General features: G+C 37.7%; 21 protein-coding genes. 7 read left to right on the forward strand and 14 right to left on the reverse strand.

Features of this window, described 5'->3' with window-relative positions:
- Positions 1 to 17: 17 nt before the first annotated feature.
- Entirely contained in the window at positions 18 to 302 is a 285-nt protein-coding gene (locus tag HMPREF0014_RS19285; RefSeq protein ID WP_006580720.1) for a YciI family protein, read from the reverse strand.
- A 35-nt stretch (positions 303 to 337) separates the two neighbouring features.
- On the reverse strand, positions 338 to 1,240 hold the full coding sequence (locus tag HMPREF0014_RS19290) for a DMT family transporter (protein WP_006580721.1): 903 nt from the start codon (positions 1,238 to 1,240) through the stop codon (positions 338 to 340).
- A 108-nt stretch (positions 1,241 to 1,348) separates the two neighbouring features.
- Between HMPREF0014_RS19290 and HMPREF0014_RS19295 the strand changes: the two genes are divergently transcribed.
- The 3 genes from HMPREF0014_RS19295 (at position 1,349) to HMPREF0014_RS19305 (ending at position 3,298) form a co-directional block, all read left to right on the forward strand.
- Positions 1,349 to 2,215, forward strand: coding sequence for a LysR family transcriptional regulator (locus tag HMPREF0014_RS19295; protein ID WP_006580722.1), 867 nt, complete (start codon positions 1,349 to 1,351; stop codon positions 2,213 to 2,215).
- Positions 2,216 to 2,360: 145 nt separating this feature from the next.
- Positions 2,361 to 2,780: a hypothetical protein gene (locus tag HMPREF0014_RS19300; RefSeq protein ID WP_006580723.1), complete on the forward strand. Its 420-nt coding sequence runs from the start codon at positions 2,361 to 2,363 to the stop codon at positions 2,778 to 2,780.
- An 86-nt stretch (positions 2,781 to 2,866) separates the two neighbouring features.
- Entirely contained in the window at positions 2,867 to 3,298 is a 432-nt protein-coding gene (locus tag HMPREF0014_RS19305; RefSeq protein ID WP_006580724.1) for a hypothetical protein, read from the forward strand.
- A 100-nt stretch (positions 3,299 to 3,398) separates the two neighbouring features.
- Here HMPREF0014_RS19305 and HMPREF0014_RS19310 read toward each other — a convergent pair whose 3' ends face one another.
- Complete coding sequence (locus HMPREF0014_RS19310) at positions 3,399 to 4,730, reverse strand: S8 family serine peptidase (RefSeq protein ID WP_020992303.1); 1,332 nt, start codon at positions 4,728 to 4,730, stop codon at positions 3,399 to 3,401.
- Positions 4,731 to 4,765: 35 nt separating this feature from the next.
- Positions 4,766 to 5,074: a hypothetical protein gene (locus HMPREF0014_RS19315; RefSeq protein ID WP_031944342.1), complete on the reverse strand. Its 309-nt coding sequence runs from the start codon at positions 5,072 to 5,074 to the stop codon at positions 4,766 to 4,768.
- Positions 5,075 to 5,657: 583 nt separating this feature from the next.
- Between HMPREF0014_RS19315 and HMPREF0014_RS19320 the strand changes: the two genes are divergently transcribed.
- Positions 5,658 to 6,392 carry a hypothetical protein gene (locus tag HMPREF0014_RS19320; RefSeq protein WP_002052282.1) on the forward strand — a complete coding sequence of 245 codons (735 nt, stop codon included), beginning with the start codon at positions 5,658 to 5,660 and terminating at the stop codon, positions 6,390 to 6,392.
- A gap of 55 nt (positions 6,393 to 6,447) precedes the next feature.
- Here HMPREF0014_RS19320 and astE read toward each other — a convergent pair whose 3' ends face one another.
- From astE to HMPREF0014_RS19360, 8 genes are all read right to left on the reverse strand, one after another.
- Positions 6,448 to 7,425 (reverse strand): succinylglutamate desuccinylase, encoded by a 978-nt coding sequence (gene astE, locus HMPREF0014_RS19325; RefSeq protein WP_006580727.1) that lies wholly within the window; start codon positions 7,423 to 7,425, stop codon positions 6,448 to 6,450.
- 12 nt (positions 7,426 to 7,437) lie between these two features.
- Positions 7,438 to 8,781: an N-succinylarginine dihydrolase gene (gene astB / locus HMPREF0014_RS19330; protein ID WP_006580728.1), complete on the reverse strand. Its 1,344-nt coding sequence runs from the start codon at positions 8,779 to 8,781 to the stop codon at positions 7,438 to 7,440.
- Between the two features lie 17 nt (positions 8,782 to 8,798).
- Positions 8,799 to 10,268, reverse strand: a complete 1,470-nt coding sequence (gene astD / locus HMPREF0014_RS19335) for a succinylglutamate-semialdehyde dehydrogenase (protein WP_006580729.1) — start codon at positions 10,266 to 10,268, stop codon at positions 8,799 to 8,801.
- A complete protein-coding gene (gene astA / locus HMPREF0014_RS19340) occupies positions 10,268 to 11,299 on the reverse strand; it encodes an arginine N-succinyltransferase (RefSeq protein WP_002052326.1) in 1,032 nt (343 codons plus the stop codon). The genes astD and astA overlap by 1 nt, the downstream gene beginning before the upstream one ends.
- 18 nt (positions 11,300 to 11,317) lie before the next feature.
- Entirely contained in the window at positions 11,318 to 12,532 is a 1,215-nt protein-coding gene (locus HMPREF0014_RS19345; protein WP_006580730.1) for an aspartate aminotransferase family protein, read from the reverse strand.
- Positions 12,533 to 12,670: 138 nt separating this feature from the next.
- Positions 12,671 to 13,942 carry a Glu/Leu/Phe/Val dehydrogenase gene (locus tag HMPREF0014_RS19350; protein WP_002048804.1) on the reverse strand — a complete coding sequence of 424 codons (1,272 nt, stop codon included), beginning with the start codon at positions 13,940 to 13,942 and terminating at the stop codon, positions 12,671 to 12,673.
- A 1,038-nt stretch (positions 13,943 to 14,980) separates the two neighbouring features.
- Positions 14,981 to 16,414, reverse strand: a complete 1,434-nt coding sequence (locus HMPREF0014_RS19355) for an amino acid permease (protein WP_004711738.1) — start codon at positions 16,412 to 16,414, stop codon at positions 14,981 to 14,983.
- A 414-nt stretch (positions 16,415 to 16,828) separates the two neighbouring features.
- Positions 16,829 to 18,106, reverse strand: a complete 1,278-nt coding sequence (locus HMPREF0014_RS19360; RefSeq protein ID WP_006580731.1) for a hypothetical protein — start codon at positions 18,104 to 18,106, stop codon at positions 16,829 to 16,831.
- Positions 18,107 to 18,233: 127 nt separating this feature from the next.
- On the opposite strand from HMPREF0014_RS19360, the gene HMPREF0014_RS19365 reads away from it, so the two are divergent.
- Together HMPREF0014_RS19365 and HMPREF0014_RS19370 are read left to right on the forward strand one after the other, a co-directional pair.
- Entirely contained in the window at positions 18,234 to 19,028 is a 795-nt protein-coding gene (locus HMPREF0014_RS19365; RefSeq protein ID WP_006580732.1) for a class I SAM-dependent methyltransferase, read from the forward strand.
- A 15-nt stretch (positions 19,029 to 19,043) separates the two neighbouring features.
- On the forward strand, positions 19,044 to 19,577 hold the full coding sequence (locus HMPREF0014_RS19370) for a hypothetical protein (RefSeq protein ID WP_020992304.1): 534 nt from the start codon (positions 19,044 to 19,046) through the stop codon (positions 19,575 to 19,577).
- A gap of 48 nt (positions 19,578 to 19,625) precedes the next feature.
- On the opposite strand, the gene HMPREF0014_RS19375 is transcribed toward HMPREF0014_RS19370, so the two are convergent.
- Both HMPREF0014_RS19375 and HMPREF0014_RS19380 read right to left on the reverse strand, forming a co-directional pair.
- Positions 19,626 to 20,198, reverse strand: coding sequence for a hypothetical protein (locus HMPREF0014_RS19375; RefSeq protein ID WP_006580734.1), 573 nt, complete (start codon positions 20,196 to 20,198; stop codon positions 19,626 to 19,628).
- 139 nt (positions 20,199 to 20,337) lie between these two features.
- On the reverse strand, positions 20,338 to 20,805 hold the full coding sequence (locus tag HMPREF0014_RS19380) for a Holliday junction resolvase-like protein (RefSeq protein WP_006580735.1): 468 nt from the start codon (positions 20,803 to 20,805) through the stop codon (positions 20,338 to 20,340).
- A 159-nt stretch (positions 20,806 to 20,964) separates the two neighbouring features.
- On the opposite strand from HMPREF0014_RS19380, the gene HMPREF0014_RS19385 reads away from it, so the two are divergent.
- A complete protein-coding gene (locus HMPREF0014_RS19385; RefSeq protein ID WP_002048798.1) occupies positions 20,965 to 21,609 on the forward strand; it encodes a ParA family protein in 645 nt (214 codons plus the stop codon).
- Positions 21,610 to 21,687: the final 78 nt, after the last annotated feature.

A 21,687-nucleotide genomic window follows, 5' to 3' on the forward strand; every position in this document is an offset into this window, starting at 1 on the left:
TCCCTTTATTTTTTGAGTTAAATAAGCTCTTTAATTTCTTCTAAACTTTTTGACGGCTCAAACCACATAAAGTCATAATCGGCTACATCATGAATATAAAATGGATCATTTTTCATGATTTCTTCAGCTTCTTGAGTCGAAGAACTTAGAACCAAAATCACCCCACCTACTCTATTTTCACGGCGACCTGATGCCAGAAATTTCTTTTGCTCATAGTAATGATCTAAAAATGCAATATGTTCTTTTAACACTGCATCAACTTCGGTCAATGGTTTTTTATAGGTCAAGGTAACAACAATCATTTCATTCTCTTAAAGCAAGTAGCGCATGATATAGCTTATTCGATAGTACGCCTATTCCCCCAATTCATCCACACCAAACTCCCCACAATAATTACTCCACCCAACAGCACCATCATAGATGGTTTTTCATTTAAGAAAAGAACCGCTAAACTCATCGCCACAATGGGTGAACAATATAAAAAATTCGATGCAATCGTTAACGGCATATTTTTAAGTACATATCCCCAAAGTACATAAGCCATTGCACTTGGGAAAATACCCAATAAGATAACTGACATATTGGCTTGCCAAGTAGCATGTAAAATTTCACTAGGTAAATGAGCACTATAAAATAGTAAAGGAATGGTCCCGAACCAAATGATGTAGCACATCATGCTCAAGGCATCATAATTTAAGGTAAATTTTTTATATAAATTAAAATAAAGCCCCCATGCAATTGCAGCTAAAACAATCAATAAACTATAAGGGCTCGGCACACCAAAACCATGATCTCCACTAACCACCAACACGGCGCCACAAAGGCCCAGCAAAATACACAACCACTGTTTGAAACGAATTTTTTCTTTAAAAAGTAAAGCTGAAATAATAAAAGTGAATAGCGGAATAGATTGACTTAAAATGCTGGAAGCAACAGCAGTTACATATTGCTGCCCGGTATTTATCAGCAAATGATGCAGCGTTACAGAGAAAAAACCTAATACAGCAAGCGCAGGAACATCTTTCCAATTTAAAGGCTGAATTCCTTTTTTCATGACCAAAAGCAATAAAAAAACAGATGCAATCAAAAAACGGAGCAAGGCAATATGCTGCGGTGTATATGAATGCAAGGCACTATGTACACCAATAGGTGAATACCCCCAACAAAAGACAGTAATAGCAATACATAAGTAAAGCTTAAAAGCTGGAGACTGGGTTTCCTCAGCAAGAGAAATTGCCATGTTAAATCTGCACTAATGAAATGGAACTCTTTCATCATATGCACATAGATAGTTGAATAAAATTAACTTATATTGAGTCAAATATTCATTAAAAGTGAATGATTAAATATGGATATTACCCAGTTAAAAATGTTTCAGGCCGTGGTTGAATGCGGGACCATGGTTAAAGCATCACTACAACTACATTGCGTACCCTCCAATATCACTACACGCATTAAGCAGCTTGAAGAAGAACTCGGCGCACCATTGTTTTATCGTGAAGGGAAAGCTTTAAAACTCACACCGTCAGGAGAAATCTTTCTCGATTATTGCCATAAAATTTTAGCGCTATGCGATGAAGCCAAACGGAGTATTCATCCTGATGCATCTCCCTCTGGCCCGCTCAAAATTGGAGCTATTGAATCTTCTGCTACAACTCGCCTACCCAACTTACTTGCAAAATATCATCAACGCTACCCTGAGGTTTCTATTCAAATTATTACTGGCACATGGAAACAGTTATTAGTTGATATTTCTCAGCACAAACTTGATGGTGCAATTGTCGCAGGTAATATTGAATTTCCGATGCTGAATAAACTCAGTATTTACCAAGAAGACATGGTCTTGATTGCATCTCACTCTTTGGGTGAAATTCATTGCCAAGAAGATCTGATTGGTAAAGAAATTTTTATGTGGACTGAAGGCTGCCCTTACCGTGCAGCTTTAGAAGAATGGCTTAAACTCAAGAATATTTCACTTCCCATCACCAGCATTACCAGTTATGCCACGATTATTGGTTGTGTGAGTGCAGGTTCTGGTGTGGCTTTAGTCCCTAAGAGTATTTATGAGCAATATAAAAATTTAGCTCATATTCAAAGCTATAAGTTTGAACATCTTGCCTTTATGCAAAATCACTTTTTCTGGCATAAAAACGTGAGCAACCATAAAGCAAGAGATACGTTTATAGAACTTATTAAGTCTGAATTTTATTTATAAGTCTCAGAAGAGTAAATCAATTGCTGTTAAATGATGAATTCTCGTAATTAAATCGTATGGGTTTTATCACATGCCTGCACAAGATTTATTTTTAACAGTAAGATCAGCACTTCAACTTTTAAAGTAATTGGGGAGATTGATCCAAATGAAAACCTTACAAGTGTTATGCGTTGCAAGCTCTATACTGGCCTCATCAACCCTTTTTGCTGAAACAACACAGACACAACAAGTAAATGAAGTAGCACCTAAGACGCAACCTTATGGTGACAATCCAAGTTTAGGACGTGTCCTATTATATAAAACAGGAAAAGGCATACAAAATTTAGGAGATTCTATTCAAGGTGCTTCCGAAAACACCTCACACAAAATTAGTGAAAAATGGCAAAGTACCAAAGAGTTTACAGCTGAAAAAGCAGAGGTCGTTCAACAAAAAGCAGATACAGCGAAAGTATTTACTGAACAGAAAATAGAACAAGCCAAACAAAATCTTACTAGTAGCCGAAATGGCCAAAACATACCAATTGAACAAGGCGAGTTAAGCAAATCTAGCACGACGACCAATTAAGTTTGAGTTTGAATAGCGCGATTATTTCGCGCTTTTTAAAAAATATAGACATTTAAAAATACTACAAAGAGCGAGGAATGTGCCTTATGAATAGTCAAAAACTTCTCTTTTCAACACTCTGCTGTGTAGCACTAACTGCTTGTGCAACCACAAAATCCGTTTCTTCTTATTCTCAGGCACAAGTTTTAGAACAAGATACTAATATTGAAGCTTATCCCACCACGACAGGTAATGTAGCCAAACTCATTAAACACGATAAACAAGCTTGTATGATTGAATTTACAGGTTATTTAGGTGGTGGCCAAGTTACTGAGCACTGGATTTTTAACAATAAAGGGTTAATTTCAGCTCAATCATTTACGGAGCAATATCCAGATTCTTCTGGCATATTAAGTCAAGCCATCAACTCAACAACGAAAAGTTCAACCACTTTTAATATCCAAGATCCCGCAATTCAAAATAATTTTAAAAAGCTACAGAGCAATTTTAGTAAAGCCAATTTAGCGAAGTGTGGTTAAAAAACTCCCATAAAAAAAACTCGTTGCAGAAGTAATCTTTTGCAACGAGCCCTAGCCATTTAAATTTCTTGGACCTAATAAGAAATTATAAATATGCTATTTAGTTAACGGTTAAACCATTGGTTGCCGCCAGTAAATCAATACGTGGGAAAACCAAACCTGTTCTTGAATCTGTAATAGGTTTACCCGTGGTTTTTAAACGATTAATGGTCTGATCGATAGTTTCAGTTGGTGTAACACTGTTTGCTCTTAATAACGCAATTGCGCCAGCCACATGTGGCGTGGCTTGAGAAGTACCTCCCATAGTATAACCACCCGCAGTAATCATTGCCCCTGGTGCCAATAAAGTCACAAGACTGCCCCCGTTACTAAAACATGCCACCTTGTCCGCTGCCGTGGTTGGGTCAGAACATTTCACTGGGTTCCCCCATGAAACACCACCAATATTACTATCATATACAGCACCTACTCTTACCGCTCCAGCAACACAAGCAGGTGAAGAAATACCATCAGGAAATGCATCGTTACCTGATGCAACTACTGGTACTACCCCAGCAGCTCGCGCATTTGCGAACGCCGTTGCATAACTACTATTACTACATTCAGATTTGTATTTAACACCTGGAATACCCAGACTTAAATTGATCGCTTTAATATTGTATGTTTTAGCGTTATTTACTGCCCAGTTAATCCCTGCAAGGATATCGCTATCATAGGCTGAACCTGACCGAAAAACGTCTATTCCAATAATTTTTGTTTTGGTGGCAACTTTAGACACAATCGCTGAAACATTACTACCATGACCATTATCGTCAAGTGAGCCATCATCTGGGGCACTATCAAATGCATAAACGACACGGCACGTACTTGAAGGTGAATTAACTGCTGTACAACCAAAATCCGAATGTAAGTAATTTACCCCCGTATCAAGCACAGCCACACTAGAGCCGGTTCCATTAAAACCTTTGGTATTAGCTTGAGGCTGGTTAATTAAAGGCAAACTTTCCATGGTTGTCGCCTGATTAATCCGGTTTGGATATACAGCCTTAACGTTCGGATCATTAAGCAAATCAACCAAAGCTTCTTTATTACTAATTCGGTAAAAAGCTATAGGTAAATTATTGTAGTCCCGAAGTATTTGTACCCCTACACCACGATTAAACCTTGACTGGATATTCTTTTTATTTGCAGCAATATAATTTCGTCGCTCCAAACCTGTAGCCACACTTTCCGAAGGAATATTGTATTCAACAATAAGATCATTAGATTCATTGGTAACCAAAGCATCTAAGTTAATTTTACCCTGAAATACTTTTTGTTTTGCTGCTTGATTTAACTGCTGTTTGGCACCTTTAGCGTCCAAAGGAACAGCGGATGCAGTTGTACTTAAGATCGTACATAGACCTAATAGAAATAACGTTTTACTTTGCATTATTTTTCTCCGTAGTTTTTCAACTAACAATTTACTTATTTCGCTTTTATTTCATTTGCTGGATCTTTTTCTGGATCAATCGGTTGAATCGAAGGATCACTTTTTGTGTCATAAAAAGGAACAGTATCTTCTGATACGGGTTTGGGTTGAGTTGAATTTAAAGATAAGTTTTTAGGTTGAGCAGGCTCCTTAAGTTTAGAAAGTAAAGATGAAGTGTCTGGTTGTGATGAATTCGACTTATTTAAAGCAGAATTGAACACCTCAGATGCACCGTTTGTTGGCTTAAAATAGAGAACAACGGCGACTAAGCCGACCAATATGAAAAGGGAAGCAATAATTTTCATCATTTAAGATCTCTGTTATTTTGTTTATAGACATCTATATTTATTTTTGATTATTCGAAATAAAGCACTATTTCTTAAGATATATTTCATGTGAAATTTCTATTTCATGAAATATATAAACATGAGAAAAGCAAAATCATCTTTTCCCGAATAAGCAAAAATACAGTTCTGCCCTTTACGTTTATATTTCTGGCAGAATATGGTTCAAAAAAGCGCCAAAAAGCACCTTATTCTCATAATAAGCAATAACTATGCCGTTATCTCGAATAAAAAATGAAAAAAGAATCATCTTTATAGATATAGAAAAATGGTCATGTTAAATATTTTTGGGTATTTTTATTTTAGAAAAGAAAAAGACGAAAAGTATTTTGCTCGTTTTTAAATCATAAAATATCGGTATCTATTTCACTTTATTATTAATATTTTCTTTTCTCCACAATTTCTCCCTAATGTGTTGAATGACTGTAATGCTGTTGTAACGTTTTGATTAAGGTGATTCCCAAGCGAATCAAGCCTTAGATATGATGCGATTGCGTTTATGAAATACCTCACTAAAAGGGTATATTCTTTGAAGGATATCGCAATGAAAATGATGAAAACAGCTATCGTGACTGCAAGCGTTCTTGCCTCTGCTTCTATTTTTGCACAAAGTGCGGGCATTAATGCAGACGCTTCTGCTCAAGTAAATGTACAACCGGGTGGACTTGTTAGTGGCGTAACAAATACAGTTAAAAATACTGCACATACTGTAGGTAGCACTGCAAAACATGCTGGTCATGTAGCTGCTAACACTACGGTTAAAGCAACTAAAAAAACAACAGGAAAAGTAGCTGAACTTTCTTCTGATGCTGTAACAGGCACTAAACATTTTGCTACTGAAGCAGCAACAGGCACAAAAAATTTAGCGACTAAAGCTGCAACAGGTACTAAAAACTTAGCAGTTGAAGCTAAAGCTGATACAAAAGCACATCTTGATGCAGTAAAAACCAAAGTTGCTGAAAAACAGGCTGAACAAAAAGAATTTAGCGCTGAAAAACAAGCTGATGCTCAAGCACGTGTAGATGCAGTTAAAGCTCGCGTAGCTCAAAATCAAGCAGAGCAAAAAGAATTTGTTGCGGGTACTAAAGCTGATGCTCAAGCACAATTAAATGCAGCTCAACCAGCTCATGCAGTCAACGCTCAAACAGGCGTAAATGTTGGTGTTAATGTTGCTCCGGTTGGAATCAGTGCAAATGCAAACGTAAATGCAGGGGCTCAAGGCTCTACACAAAAAACTGAAAAGAAATCTTTCGTTAAAGGCCTTTTTGGCACTAACTAATTAAAGTTAGCAATAAAAAAGGGCGATGAATCGCCCTTTTTTATTTATCTAAAAATTATGAGTGTGTTTCGGTTAAAACCAAACCTGCACGTAAACCAATCTTCACATTTGGGTTTGGAAATAAAATCCAGACCTGATCTTGTTCAACTACATAGTTACCAGAAGGTTGAGTCGCAATGATTTCGCCTTTGGTAAATGTTGAAAAGCTCGGAGCCTCAGCCGATAAGTTCATTTGGAAATCCTCATCTTTTTTAATTAAAGAATCAGACACCTGAAACACTCGAATTTTTGTTTTATTTCTTAACGGTAAAGCTTGTTCAGAAACGACATTGCGAATAACTTCATCAATTGCGGCAAACTGACTCAAGTCATTTTGTCCAAATGGCAAAGCTTTGCCTAACTCCAAAGTTGCACTCGCAGCTTTAAAGCTTTCACTTGTAAAATGTGTAAATGTTTTACCCGCAGCCCTGTGATAAACCAAAGCATCTAAGTCAGCAGCTTCAAGGCTTGCTGTCAAATCAGCATCATAGTCATGCGTTTGATAAGGTAATAGAGCAAAGGTTGGTAATAATGAAGCACGAATTGCTGTATGTAAATCATAGTGATAGCGCTTAGCATTACTTGCACTTTCTTTAAAGAAAGTAGCAACTGCCTGCTCTAAAACCTCAGCTCGCTTAGACTCTTCAGTTAAAGGCAGATTTTTATACCCACCACAGAACATACGGTTTACATCATCATGTACATAACGCTTGCCTTGACGCATTGCATACGGATTACCCAATACAAGCAATAATCTCACTGCAAGCTTTAAACGCCCGGCAAATAAATCGGTGCAAAGATGAGCTAACAACTCAATTGGTGCCGTTTCATTCCCATGTACTCCAGCTGACAGTACGACAGCTTTGTCGTACTGCTCATGTGGTGTACATTCAAGAAGACCCTCACCTAACCAACGCCAAGTAAAATTATCTTGTTTTCCTTCGTGAGTTGTAGGCTGCTCACCTTGTAAGGTTAATGCTAGAAAATCTTGCATGTCACCTCCTCATTATTTTTGGAAAGGATAAACCGAACCCAAACCTAAAATTTTGGTCAGTTCATCAAGCGCCATACGGCTTTCCATGAGTAGGTGCGGATCTGCCAAATCTTCTTGAGCTAAACGATCGCGATAGTGTTTATCTACCCACTGGTTGAGTGTGCTAAACAATTGATCATTCATAAGAACTTTTGGATTTACGGCATTTAATTCGGTTTCATTTAATGCCACACGTAAACGCAAACAAGCCGGACCACCACCGTTACGCATACTTTCACGTAGGTCATACACTTGAATTGCATCAATTGGTGTACCCATTTGAATCATATCGTTCAAATAGCTCCATACCGCAGCATTTTGGCGAGACTCTTCTGGTACAACAATGGTCATGCCGCCATCTGGACGAGTCAAAATCTGGCTATTAAACAAATAAGTAGCAACAGCATCGTCTACAGTAACGCGGTTTTCAGGCACTTCAATCGAAATAAAGTCTTCACCGATGCTTGCCATCTTTTGACGAATTTCAGCAAATGCCTGATCTCGATTTAAGAAAGCATGTTGATGGTGGAATAAAACCTGTTGGTTACTTACCGCAATCACATCGTTATGGAAAACACCCTGATCAATCACATCTGGATTTTGTTGAACAAAAACCGTATGTGCATCATCTAAACGGTGCAAACGCGCAATTGCTTCACTTGCCTCACGCGTCTGACGTGCTGGATAACGCTTTGGTCCCGGTAAACCATTATTTAAATGTTGCTGACCATAAACGAAGACCTGAACACCACGCTTAGCATAATCACCACCTAAACGATTGTGATTTGCTGCCCCTTCATCACCAAACAAAGCCACTTGTGGTAAAGCTTCATGGTGTACAAAGTGACGTTCATTTTTAAAGATGGCTTGTAAGACTTGGCTTGTAGTTTCAGCTTCAATTGAACGGTGAAACTTATTGTTCAGGTTAGCCGCAGTAAAATGCACGCGCTCATCTTGGCTATCAGCCGAAGGTGAAACTGTCGCAGCATTTGCAGTCCACATTGGAGAAGCTGAACTTAAAGATGACAATAGCTCTGGTGAATAGCGCATTGCTTGAGCAACAACACTAATGTCATCTCCAGTAAAACCTAAACGGCGTAGCATTGGAACATGTGGGCGTTCATGCGGAGCAAGTACACCTTGTTTCATTCCCATATCAGCCAAGGCTTTCATTTTTAATAAGCCTTGTTTCGCTGCTAATTTTGGATTCGAGGTATTGTTACGGTTTTTGGTTGATGCTTCATTACCAAAAGACAAACCCGCATAGTGATGTGTTGGCCCCACTAAACCATCAAAATTTACTTCATATCCTTTCATTTTTTCTTTCCCTAGTGTTAAGGCAACACAATCCCTGGAGATAATTTTTCTGGCAACGTCAAGCTTTCACTTTCAAGTGAAGCCATTGGCCAAGCACAGTAGTCAGCAGCATAAAACGCACTTGCACGGTGGTTACCCGAAGCTCCAACACCACCAAATGGCGCAGCACTTGAAGCGCCTGTTAATGGTTTGTTCCAGTTCACAATACCGGCACGCGCTTCAATGAGTAAGTCATCAAATAGTTCACGTTTTGGAGAAACCAATCCAACAGACAAACCAAAACGAGTTGCATTGGCAATTTTTAATGCTTCATCAAAACTGTCATAACGTTGAATGGTGGTAAGCGGACCAAAATATTCTTCATCTGGAATACCCGCCACACCTGTTACATCAACAATACCTGGAGTAAGTAGCGAGCTGTCTTCTTGAGGACGTGTCATTGGCAACAAGCTTTTTGCACCAAGCTCAAGTAGCTTTTGCTGAGCATTCATCATGTTTGTTGCAGCAGCCGATGAAATTACGCCGCCCATAAATGGTTGTTGCTCATCATTCCAACGACCAACTTTTAAATTTTTAGCAACCTCAACAAAACGTTGAATAAATGCATCACCTTCAGCACCGTTTTTTAACAAGATACGGCGTGCACACGTACAACGCTGACCTGCCGAAACAAAAGCAGATTGAATAGTGAGGTTAACAACCGCATCAATATTTTCAATTTCATCAATAATCAATGCATTATTGCCGCCCATTTCAAGCGCAAGAATTTTCTCAGGCGCACCTGCCATTTGCTTATGCAAGTGGTAACCAGTGTTTGCACTTCCGGTAAACAATAAGCCATCAATTTCATGAGAAGCAGCCAAGGCTTCACCAGTAGTACGGCCACCTTGAACTAAGTTCATTACACCATTTGGCAAACCTGCTTGTTGCCAAAGTTTTACAGTTTCTTCAGCAGTCCAAGGCGTTAATTCACTAGGTTTAAACACAACTGTGTTGCCAGCAAGCAAAGCAGGAACGATATGCCCATTTGGTAAATGGCCAGGGAAGTTATATGGGCCAAAAACTGCAAGTACACCATGTGGACGATGACGTAAAGATGCCACACCATCTGCCATTTCAGTTGAGCTTTCGCCAGTACGTTGATGATAAGCACGAATCGAAATCGCAACTTTGCCAATCATTGACTGAACTTCAGTTAACGTTTCCCAAAAAGGCTTACTGGTTTCTTGACTAATTACTTCAGCTAAATGTTTTTTATTTTCTTCAAGCAGCTTTGCAAACTTTTCTACAATTGCAACACGCTCTGCAAAAGCTAAACGTGCCCATGCAGGAAATGCTGTACGTGCGGCTTGGCAAGCTTTTTCAACATCTGCAGCTGTAGCTTCAGTACCTGACCATACAGTTTGGTTATCAACTGGGTTAGTTTTTACAAATGTTGTACCGCTGCCTTGTAACCAGACACCGTTTATAAATAAAGAGTTTGACATCAGGATACTTCCATAGGATTTAGTGATAACACACGAACAGCGTGCCCTTCTTGTACACCGAGTTTTTCAGCTTGTTCATGGTTTAAATTTAGAATGTTATCTACGAGATCAAGCTTCATTAACATAGCCCGATAGTCGTGATAGTTATCATTGGCAACAAGGTATTGTGTTTTACCCACTGTCGCTTCATTAGTAATTTTGACAGTTAAAAATTGGCTTTCTTTAACTGCACGCAACTCATCAATATTGGCTTCAATGGTTGGACCTGCATCAAAAATATCGACATATCCTTGATAGCGTAAGCCTTCGGACTCAAGCACATGATAAGCAGGTAAAGTATGTGGATGCATTTTTCCAATCACTTCTTGTGCAGCCTTTGGTAAAAGGTCTACATAGACTGGAAAACGTGGCATAAGTTCCGCAATGAAAACTTTTTGGCCAATTCCACTTAAATAGTCTGCTGTGGAGAAATCCATATTAAAGAAATGGTGTCCAATCGCATCCCAGAAAGGTGAACAACCATTTTCATCAGAAAAACCACGCATCTCGGCAATAAGTTTTTTCTCAAAATATTGCTTAAATGCTGCGATAAACATAAAACGGATTTTTGATAAGAATTTACCGTTTTGGTTTTCACGACGTTCCGGATCTAAAAATAATGTGCAGAGCTCACTACTTCCTGTTCGATCATTACTTAGGAATAAAGTCGGTAATGCTTTATAAACATTTAATGCTTTTGAAGCATGTACTTGGGTTCCCACATGAAAGTTATACCAAGGTTCGATTAAACCCACAGCAACTTCAATTGCACTCACCCCAATAACACGTTGAGCTTCTGTATCCTCAAGAACAAACAAATAACCCTGTTCGCTCTTATGAACATTACCATTTAAAGTATTGCGAGTACGTGAAATTCGAGCCGAAAGCGTATCCATATTTTGTGGCAAGGAAGTCAGGCCAACACCTGACTTACCTGCTAATTTATAAATATCTTCAAGGTCTCGAAACTCGGCATGACGGACAATCATCATGGCTAGCTTTCCTTTTTTTTATTTAGCCAACTTTGCCAAAGCTCTTTTTAAACGAGCTATCCCTTCATCAATATCTTGTTCAGGAATAATGAGTGAAGGTGTGAAACGAACTACGTTAGGCCCTGCGATCAAAGCAAGTAAACCTTCTTCACCTGCCCAAGTCGTAATATCTTTTGCTTTACCTGCATATTCAGCTTTTAATACGCAACCAATCAATAAACCTTGACCACGAATTTCATCAAAAACTTGATATTCAGCATTTAACGTATTTAATGCATCAAAGAAATATTGATGACGGTGTTTTACACCTTCAAGTACTTCTGGTGTATTAATAAACTCAAAGACTGCGCCTGCAACTGCACTTGCCAGCGGGTTACCGCCATACGTCGTGCCGTGTGTACTCACTGAAAAATGCGGCGCAAATTTATCAGTTGTTAACATTGCACCGACAGGGAAACCACCGCCCAGCGCTTTTGCAGTAGTGAGCACATCCGGTGTAACACCGTAGTTCATGTAGGCATAAAGTGCACCTGTACGGCCGACACCTGTTTGCACTTCATCAAAAATAAGTAAGGCATCAAACTGATCACACAGTGCACGTAAACCTTTTAAAAATTCGATATCAGCAGGAATTACCCCGCCCTCACCTTGTACAGGCTCTACAATTACTGCACAGGTTTGCTCATTAATAACTGCTTTAGCCGCTTCTAAATCATTATAAGCAACATGGCTAATGCCGTTTGGAAGTGGTGCAAAGTCTTGTGAATATTTTGGCTGACCACCAGCCGAAACGGTAAATAAAGTACGGCCGTGGAACGCGTTGTTAAATGCCACAATACCGCTTTTACCTGCGATACCGCTGTCGAGTCCAACTTTACGAGCAAGCTTTAATGCTGCTTCATTTGCTTCTGCACCTGAGTTACAGAAGAATACTTTGTCTGCAAATGTATTTTCAGTGAGTTGTTTAGCAAGACGCAGTACGGGTTCATTGGTATAACCATTGCCCACATGCCAAAGTTTTTTTGCTTGTTCTGTTAACGCATTGACTGCCACTGGATGCGCATGACCTAATGCATTTACTGCAATCCCGCCTGCAAAATCGATATATTCTTTATTTTCTTGATCCCAGATACGTGAACCTTCACCACGTACCGGAATGAAATTTGCCGGTGCAAATACTGGAACCATCCAGTCATTAAAGTTGCTTCGAGTTACAGAAATTGGCTGTTCCATGCTTACCTCAGTATCTATTTAATTTATTTAATCTGTCTTACTGTCTTTAATTCATTTAGAAAAAGGGACTGAACAAATAACCCTATACATCCTTTATATTTGCTCAGCCCACTTTTCCTAAAAGGTAATTTCCTCAGATTAGCCTGGGAAAATACCGCGTTCTTTACGAGCCTTTAAGATACGCTCACAAGCCAAGATGTAAGCTGCTGTACGTAAAGTACAAGCATTCTTATTCGCTGTATTCCAAACGTCATCCATTGCTTGAACCATCAACTTGTCTAAACGTTCGTTGATTTCTTCTTCGCTCCAGAAATAGCTCGCCATGTCTTGAACCCATTCGAAGTAACTTACAGTTACACCGCCGGCGTTACATACAACGTCAGGAACAACAACAATGCCACGCTCAACCAATACATCTTCAGCTTTAGGATAAGTCGGGCCGTTCGCGCCTTCCAAAATCAACTTAGCTTTAAGTTTTTCAGCACGCTCAACTGTGATTTGGCCTTCTAATGCAGCAGGAATAATGATGTCTACTTCAGCAGTCCAGAAATCTTCATCTGCAATTGATTGCGCACCAGCAAAACCGCCAACACCTTGATTTGCGTTTACGTGCTCACGTAATGCAACAAGATCAATACCGTCAGCATTGAAAATTGTGCCAGTGTGGTCTTGAACGTGAGTGATTTTTGCTTTTGATTCAACAAATAAGAAAGCAGCTTCACTACCTACGTTACCAAAGCCTTGAACAGCAACTTTCGCGCCTTCAATTGGTAAGTTGATTTTTGCAGCAACTTCACGGCCAGTAACGAATACACCACGACCAGTCGCTTTAACACGTCCTAAAGAACCGCCTAAGTGAACTGGTTTACCAGTTACAACACCAGTCACTGTGTGACCTTGGCTAGTAGAATAAGTATCCATCATCCAACCCATGATATTGGCATTTGTACCAACGTCTGGAGCAGGAATGTCTTTTTGAGGTCCGATAATGTGACCAATTTCAGTCGTATAACGGCGAGTTAAACGCTCTAATTCACGAGTAGATAATTTACGTGGGTCAACACGGATACCACCTTTTGCACCACCAAATGGCAAGTTCAAAACGGCAGTTTTAATTGTCATCCATGCAGACAACGCCATCACTTCATTTAAATCAACATTTGGATGGTAACGAACACCACCTTTACCTGGACCGCGAGACAAGTTGTGTTGCACACGGTAGCCTTCAAAGTGCTGGATTGAACCGTCATCCATTACGATTGGTACATCAACAATAAGAGCACGCTTAGGGCGCTTTAAAGTATCGATATAATCAGCTAAGTGTTCTAGATATGGCGCTACACGGTCAATTTGTGCCAAGTAAGTTTGCCATGCATCGCTATGTTCGTTTACGTATGAAAGATCTGACATCTTTTTTCCTATATACCTACATAGACTCAGATGTGATAAATCCGTAGTCTTTATTATTCAGCAACCAAAACCTTGCAATAACAATGTTTTGATTTATTTATAAAATCTTCCGCTCTTCTAAAGCTTCAGACCTTTTAAATTCCATCTTGTGATATCAAAAGTAAGATTTACTTTTATATATCGATATCTTTTACAATCTTTCTCTTGCCTCATCTGCTGTTTATAAAAAATGTCTTTATAAAAGCAAAAGTTCCACCGCAATCAACTCAAACAAGTCGATTGGAAATAAGTGCAAAAGAGGTGACATAACCGTTTGGGAGTTAAAAAGAACTAGGGTTCATAAAACAAAAAAACCATAAGTCCATGAAATTATTTTTGACTAATCGATAGATCCCTCCATTAGTCTTTTTAAATAAAAATTGTTCAATAATACTGCAAGCTTCACATCACTACTCAAGCTGATTAATCACGCTTTCATATAGACATAAAATCTTTAAGTAAATATAGCACAGAGCAAGATAATTTAGAACATTTTAAAATAAACAAGCAGAGAAAAAATAATCAATTTCCCCGAAATTTTATAATAAAAAAGTAACAAAGCCTAAAAAAAACCTCAGCCATAATAATTTTATTTTATGGAAATTAAAAAAATATTAAAATTAAAAATGGTTAAAAAATTACCATTTAATAACAATAACTTAATTAACAAAAAATTTCAAAAATCCTTCAATTTTTTTAGAAAATTTCATAATATTTTTTTGTACAGTCTTATTTATAATAAAAAATAGAAATATAAAAATTACACAACTATTAAATAATCATGTTAAACATATACTTATTTAAAGACTTATAATAATTAGCTATTAATAACATTCCGACAAATGGTTAATTTATGAATCATTATTTGAATTTATTATTAAAATAAAAAAAACATTTTTAAAAAAAATATATAAAAGTACTCTTCTATGCACAATTTATAGACATAAAAAAAGGTCCCATGAGGGACCTCTTATCAACCAAATTAAGCAATAAATAGGCTTAGTTTGGAGCACTCTCTTTCTTACGATAAAAGACAAAATAGCTGATATAACACAGTAAGATAAAGATAATACAGCAGATAAATCCAACCTGCATAGATGGATCAAATACCATACTGATACAAGTGACTATACAAAATAGCCCACCTACAATTGGAGTAAGAGGGAAAAGCGGAGCAGCGAAACGTAAATCTTTTGCTGTCTTTCCTGACTTATACCATTGTCTACGGAAGTTAAATTGTGAAATACAAATGGCAATCCAAACAACAACCATTGTAAAGGCAGCAACACCTAACAAATTTTTGAAAATTGTTTCTGGTGCAAACTGTTCTGAAAGCAACCCAGGAATAGCACCAAACATCGTCACAATAATGGCAACAATAGGTGTGCCAGATGGTGTAAGTTTAGCGAAAATTTTAGGTAATTGATTTTTTGCTGAAAGCGACCACATCATTCGTGATGCAGCAAATAAACCAGAATTGGCAGCTGAAAGCAGCGCCGTAATAATTACGAAGCGGATAATGTCTTCTGCATACGGAATACCAATATAATTAAATACTGTCACAAATGGACTACTGCTCACATCATTTGCATTAAGACCAGCAAGATGAAATGGAAGCAAAGAACAAATGACAACAATTGTTCCCACAAAGAATATGAGCAAACGCCAAATCGCTGCATTAATTGCCTTAGGTACAGTCTTTGCTGGTTCCTCTGCCTCACCTGCAGCAACTCCAATAAGCTCAGTACCAGAGAAGGCAAAGTTTACAATGAGCATGGTTGTGAAAATTGGGAATAAACCATGCGGGAACCAACCTTGAGCCGTTAAATTGCTGAATAACGGCGCTGTTTCATGTCCGTGATAAGGAATAAAACCAAAAATTGCCAATAAACCCAAAGTAATAAATACAATAATTGTTATAACTTTAATCAGAGCAAGCCAGAACTCAGATTCAGCAAATAAACGCGTTGAACTAATATTAAGGAAAAAGACAAGACCACCAAAAAACAAAGTCCACGCCCAAACAGAAGTAGATGGAAACCATTCCTTAACCAGCAAAGCTGCGGCAGTAAATTCAGTTCCTAAAGTGGCAGTCCAAGTCAACCAATATAGCCAGGTAATCATATAACCTGTGCCTGGACCAATATAGCGTCGTGCGTATTCACCGAAAGAGCCCGATTCAGGCACATGAACCGCTAGCTCACCAAGACAGAGCATAACGGTGTAGGCAATCAAACCGCCCAAGAAATAAGAGATAATTGCGCCAATTGGGCCAGCTTGAGCAATTACGTCGCCAGACCCTAAAAAAAGACCTGTACCTATGGCACCGCCAAGGGAGATCATCACCAAATGTCGAGTACTCATTGCTCGTTTCAAAGGTGCAGAACTTCCATGTTGCGATGCATCATTATTCCGATAATTTAATGATTGCATATAAAAAACTGTAACGACAATTTAGTAAAAAATCATTTTAGGAGAAAAAAATAAATATGCAATTATCTTTGAATAGTGAAGCTATTTTAAGCACCCCTTCTCAACACAAATAAAATTGCAATAAAAAACAATTAATTAATAGACTCCAAAGCAATCATTGTATTTTAAACAACCCAACAATATTTCTTTAATTTATATAAAACTAAAAACCATTAATTTTTAAATATAATAATTTTTCGCTTAATTTATCATGGCTACTTTTAGCCCTATCTTTATTTAAAAATTAATCGCATTATTTATTTAAATAATGACTTTTGATTTTATATACAAATAAATTAATAAAAAAATATTTTTTGAGCAAAAAATAAAGCCCAAATTTGAAGATTTGGGCTTTATTTAATCAATAAATTAAAATTAATAACTGGTCAGTACAAATTGTTGCGATGGTTGAACTGAACCTTCAATGTAGTCACAAACGCCTTGTTCATCACAATCTAAATTAAATTGCTTGTAGCTCAATGCAAAAAAATCAGCATATTGTTTAATGACAAACGGACTCATATCCGAGCTTAATGCATCACCTTGTTTGAATAATTTAATAATTTTTCGGTCATTCATACCTAACAAATAAATTTCATTATTTAATTCAATATGTGCAACTCCAGTCTGCTCTGTCACAATTGGAATCAGATACGATGTGTTTGCTAGCACAACATCTATAGCATAAGCTTCAAGCTTTAAATTAATTAAATTGAATACCAAGACTGTACCAGAGTGAGTCTGCAAACCTTTTTTATAAGTTGCAGCTTGCTGAATGTACTGAATTTTAATTCCAAGCTTTTGAAAATCGTGCTCAGTTGCCTGCTTTGTTTTTAAAAGACTACGTGTAATCGCTTGCTTGAGCGGGTTATCTAAATAACGTTCATCTAATTGAAAATCATTTTGACGTAAAATTTTTAATAACATGCTGTCATGGTATGTCAGCACATTCGCAAGTACATTACGGTAATAGAATTTACTTTGTTTTTTGATTTTACGAACATGTTGATAGAAATACGTTTCATCAAATTCATGCTCAATAAAATCATGTAACAGACTTGAGCTTGCCAATACTGATAAAGCTTCATGCCCTGTAAAAGGTAAATGAACCGTATGTAAACTTGGCAATAGCTCTTTTATTTTTAAGTAATGTTCGCGATCGACAGCAAAGTAAGGGTCATAAACAATAATATATTCACGACTTGCATCTACATCTTGCTGTTGAATTTGCATGTCTTTGTTCGCGACAGTATCAAAGAATTCAGCATAGCGGCGGTCTTCGACCTGTTCAGGGTCAATTGAATATTGAGGTACAAATGCAACGATTCGATTCATGTTTAAAAGGTTCGAATATTTGATTGCTGCATAGCCGCCCATTGAGCCGCCATAACCTACAATATTTTTAAAACGCTGAATAATAGGCAAAATGGCTTTGGCCATTTCAACCATACTGGCTTTTGGGAACCATGATTTTTGTTTTGGCATGATCCCAATAACATTGTATTGGTACTTTATTAGAGACTTTTCAGCATTGATAGATAAGCCACTCGCTCGGGTAATCAAATCGCCAAAAGAGAGAACTAATGTATTAGAATCGCCTTGTAAAAAAATGGCTCTAATGTGTTCGTCTTCAAAAATAATTTGCTTATCCATGCTCACACCGAAAGAAAATTTACTCCCACATACATCGTCAAAAATGAAACAAAATAGGTGTTTTGCCAATTTATGATTGCGGAGTATCTTATTTTATAGATGCCAGTCAGATTAAAAAGCGCAAAATATGACACAATCCTTACATCCTGCCGCTCAAAAAGGATTCAGCTCCGCTGCGGAGCTTTATCAGCAAGTTAGGCCGAATTATCCAGCAGAAATAGTCAGTTGGCTGCAAGAACGTCTCCAAATACATGAAAATTCTACTGTTATTGATCTTGGCTCAGGTACTGGCAAATTCTTACCCTACTTAAAACAAACACGTGCCAATATTATTGCAGTAGAGCCAATTGGCGAGATGTTACAACAGCTTCAGCAAGCATATACTGATATTAAAACTTTACAGGCATTTAGCCATGCTATTCCGGTAAATGATCAACAAATTGATGCGGTCATTTGCGCTCAATCTTTCCATTGGTTCGACAACATGGAAACACTGACCGAAATCCATCGAATATTAAAACCGCAAGGACATTTAGGTCTCATTTGGAATCAGCGTGATGAGCGTACAGACTGGGTGAAAGCCTTAGCCGATTTTTTACTACCTCTTGAAGGCGATACACCGCGTTACCATAGTGAAAAGTGGAAAAAGGTTTTTGAAAACCAAAATCTATTTAGTTTTGACAGTTTAGAAACTTTTTCGCAATCACAGCATGGTACTGTCGAACAAGTGGTGAGTAAAAGATTACTCTCTACAAGTTTTATTGCAGCAATGACTGAAAAAGATCAATTACAGCTCAAAGCTCAATTTGAGAAAATTGTTTATGATTTTACAGGCCTAGGCCCACAAGATCAGATTGATTTTCCATATGTCACATATGCATATCACTTTCAAAAAAGTACGTCGTCAAATCATAGAGAATAGGTTCGGTTGAAAGCTATGTTTAAAAAAACGCCTCATATCATTTTAATGTCTTTGCTCAGCTCTAGCCTATTATTGACTGCTTGTAAAAAAGCAGATGAACCAGCAAAGACTGAGCAATCTCATACAAGTTCATCTACTGATCAGGTGATGGAAAAGCTCAATGAAAGGCCTGTTAAAAAGTTCGCAGCCACTGCTGACGATGCGCATGACATTGCTTTATTAGAAGACTATGACCGTCGCTTTACTGAAATGAGCGATGAGATGGAAACTGAGTTAGAAAAAATGCATGCGGCAGGTACACTCACCACAGAGTTTGAACAGAAACGCACGCTTGATAATGTTCGCTCAGCATTGACCATGTTAAAAGACCTCGACTTAAAAACTGAACAAGGTCGCTATATTCAAGGCTTACTTTATCAATATTGGGAAAATCAAGAAAAACACATCAGTGATAAACAGGCCAATAAAGATGAACAAGTCAATCAACTTGCTGACTACTTACAAGCTCAGAACCAGTTGAAATACTGGAAAGCTTCACAGCAGCATTAATTTTATAGTGTGCAATAAAAAGCCTTCTGAACAAGAAGGCTTTTTAATTTATATATTTTGTTTTTCAACCCAATGAATCGATTGAACACGGAATAACTCACAAGCACCATCACCTGTATCACTTGAGGTTAAAGATGATCGCCAAACTAAATTTTTATCTTTAATTTCGACCAATTCACCTTTGAGGTATACCAAGTCACCGCGTTTAACTTGTTTAATTTGTTGAGCAATTTGAGGACTCGCAGGAATGATGTGCATATTAGACACCATTTGCATCGCTTGCTCAGCAGGTACAGGAAGCTTACTCATTTTCCAGTTTAAATAGCGGTCATACTGTTTAACTGAAATGGTACGAGCAATATCTGGTTGAGCAAATAGCCCCCAACTTACCGCATAATCGATCGGTGAAAACTTAGCTTGTTCATCATTTTTATAAATTTTTGAACCTAAAATTCTAAAATTGCCTTGAAATGGCTGTAACACAGAAATTGACTGATCTTTTTCAATCGGTAACAAACCATTTGCAATATTATATTCACCAGAAGTAGAGGCCGTCGAAGCAAAAGCTGAGCTGATACATAAAGAGGCCAATAAGCCTAACATTACATGTTGTTTTTTCATCGCTTTATACCTCAAATATTACTAGATCAAATGCAGCAGATCTCTAATTTATAGTAGCTCTAAGCGATGAAAAAAATATCGGTATTTAGTAACAATACAGATCAATTTCGTCTATTTTTGTGCTTAATTAAATTGATTGTTAATCTTCAAAATCAATTCGCAACGTTTCAAAGCGTACCTTTCCTTCTTTTATTGCTTGAGCAATTGCTTGCTGTCCTTTGGTTAGACGAGCTCCCCCACTTTTAATATCAAGCAAGATAATCTGGATATCCTCGGCAGTTCCATCTCCATCTCTAAAATCGGTATAGCCATCAAAAATAACGTAATCAACCGGGTCACCCAGAAATTTGGCATCACTTGGTAAGTATTGAAACTCAGGTAAAATCGGAGCAAATTGTTCTGCCATTTTACCTTTTAATACAGCGCGGCTTGTATTCACACTCCGCTTTTGTGCCTGGGCAAGGGCCTGTTGATGCTCAAGCTCTAACTCTGCAATGTATTGCTCGTATTCAGCCTTGATTCGACCATTACGGGTATTTGATAAAATAAGCGTTGTGATAATAATACCAATACCACCACCTATAAGCATGGCCAGCCATACGGACATAAATTTTCCTTAATAAATTACATATCATCACGGTAGATGAGCAATCATATCTAAAATTACGAACTAGCTTAAACTTTTGTCAAAGGCAGTCATCTACTTCTCATAAAAAGATGCTAAGGTATAAGCAGAACAAGTGTGCTGCTGAATATAACTGAATTTATGAAAACGATACTTATTGCAAATCAAAAAGGTGGATGCGGAAAAACCATGACAGCCATTACGTTGGCAACAGCTTTGGCACAAAAAGGATATAAAGTAGCGTTAGCGGACTCTGATAACCAAAAATCTTCCTTACAATGGTTAAAGCAACGTCCAGAAAATGTAGCTGCAATTCAAAGCCTTGATTGGCGCCAAGAAAAATCTATTGGTGATGCACCTAAAAATTTAGATTATTTAATTATTGATGCACCCGGCGCTCTTTCAGGCGACCATGCTGAACAATTAGTCAGCGAAGCTCATGCGATTATTACACCACTTCAACCTTCATTTTTTGATATCGACAGTACACGTCGTTTTCTCAAGCATTTGCAGGATATTAAACGTATTCGCAAAGGAAAAGTACAAATTTTACTGCTTGCAAATCGTGTTAAACCGAATAGTGCTAGCTCAAAAGATATTCAGCAATTTTTTGAAAAAATCGAACATGAACCGATTGCATGGATTGCAGAGCGTAGTGCTTATGGCAGTTTAGCAATGCAAGGTTTGAGTGTGTTTGATAAACCACAAAAAAACTTTATTGCAATTCAAAGCCAGTGGCAGCCACTTTTAAATAAACTAATCGAAGATAAGTCCGAGTGGTTTTAAAAATAACTTTTTCATTTTTATTGAGCAGGAATGTATAGATCAGCATTTCTGCCTAAAATTTGCCTCAGGTCATTTTTC

It is taken from the genome of Acinetobacter sp. RUH 2624, assembly GCF_000162375.2.
Taxonomy (GTDB): domain Bacteria; phylum Pseudomonadota; class Gammaproteobacteria; order Pseudomonadales; family Moraxellaceae; genus Acinetobacter; species Acinetobacter nosocomialis.

Bases quoted from the DNA above. Each gene is read 5' to 3' on its own strand.
- HMPREF0014_RS19375 (WP_006580734.1), bottom strand. From the start codon at position 20,198: ATGAAAAAACAACATGTAATGTTAGGCTTATTGGCCTCTTTATGTATC.
- astE (WP_006580727.1), bottom strand. From the start codon at position 7,425: ATGCAAGATTTTCTAGCATTAACCTTACAAGGTGAGCAGCCTACAACT.
- HMPREF0014_RS19305 (WP_006580724.1), top strand. From the start codon at position 2,867: ATGAATAGTCAAAAACTTCTCTTTTCAACACTCTGCTGTGTAGCACTA.
- HMPREF0014_RS19355 (WP_004711738.1), bottom strand. From the start codon at position 16,414: ATGCAATCATTAAATTATCGGAATAATGATGCATCGCAACATGGAAGT.
- HMPREF0014_RS19310 (WP_020992303.1), bottom strand. From the start codon at position 4,730: ATGCAAAGTAAAACGTTATTTCTATTAGGTCTATGTACGATCTTAAGT.
- astB (WP_006580728.1), bottom strand. From the start codon at position 8,781: ATGAAAGGATATGAAGTAAATTTTGATGGTTTAGTGGGGCCAACACAT.
- HMPREF0014_RS19345 (WP_006580730.1), bottom strand. From the start codon at position 12,532: ATGGAACAGCCAATTTCTGTAACTCGAAGCAACTTTAATGACTGGATG.
- HMPREF0014_RS19300 (WP_006580723.1), top strand. From the start codon at position 2,361: ATGAAAACCTTACAAGTGTTATGCGTTGCAAGCTCTATACTGGCCTCA.
- HMPREF0014_RS19385 (WP_002048798.1), top strand. From the start codon at position 20,965: ATGAAAACGATACTTATTGCAAATCAAAAAGGTGGATGCGGAAAAACC.
- HMPREF0014_RS19295 (WP_006580722.1), top strand. From the start codon at position 1,349: ATGGATATTACCCAGTTAAAAATGTTTCAGGCCGTGGTTGAATGCGGG.
- astD (WP_006580729.1), bottom strand. From the start codon at position 10,268: ATGTCAAACTCTTTATTTATAAACGGTGTCTGGTTACAAGGCAGCGGT.
- astA (WP_002052326.1), bottom strand. From the start codon at position 11,299: ATGATGATTGTCCGTCATGCCGAGTTTCGAGACCTTGAAGATATTTAT.
- HMPREF0014_RS19285 (WP_006580720.1), bottom strand. From the start codon at position 302: ATGATTGTTGTTACCTTGACCTATAAAAAACCATTGACCGAAGTTGAT.
- HMPREF0014_RS19360 (WP_006580731.1), bottom strand. From the start codon at position 18,106: ATGGATAAGCAAATTATTTTTGAAGACGAACACATTAGAGCCATTTTT.
- HMPREF0014_RS19315 (WP_031944342.1), bottom strand. From the start codon at position 5,074: ATGAAAATTATTGCTTCCCTTTTCATATTGGTCGGCTTAGTCGCCGTT.
- HMPREF0014_RS19350 (WP_002048804.1), bottom strand. From the start codon at position 13,942: ATGTCAGATCTTTCATACGTAAACGAACATAGCGATGCATGGCAAACT.
- HMPREF0014_RS19320 (WP_002052282.1), top strand. From the start codon at position 5,658: ATGAAAATGATGAAAACAGCTATCGTGACTGCAAGCGTTCTTGCCTCT.
- HMPREF0014_RS19370 (WP_020992304.1), top strand. From the start codon at position 19,044: ATGTTTAAAAAAACGCCTCATATCATTTTAATGTCTTTGCTCAGCTCT.
- HMPREF0014_RS19365 (WP_006580732.1), top strand. From the start codon at position 18,234: ATGACACAATCCTTACATCCTGCCGCTCAAAAAGGATTCAGCTCCGCT.
- HMPREF0014_RS19380 (WP_006580735.1), bottom strand. From the start codon at position 20,805: ATGTCCGTATGGCTGGCCATGCTTATAGGTGGTGGTATTGGTATTATT.
- HMPREF0014_RS19290 (WP_006580721.1), bottom strand. From the start codon at position 1,240: ATGGCAATTTCTCTTGCTGAGGAAACCCAGTCTCCAGCTTTTAAGCTT.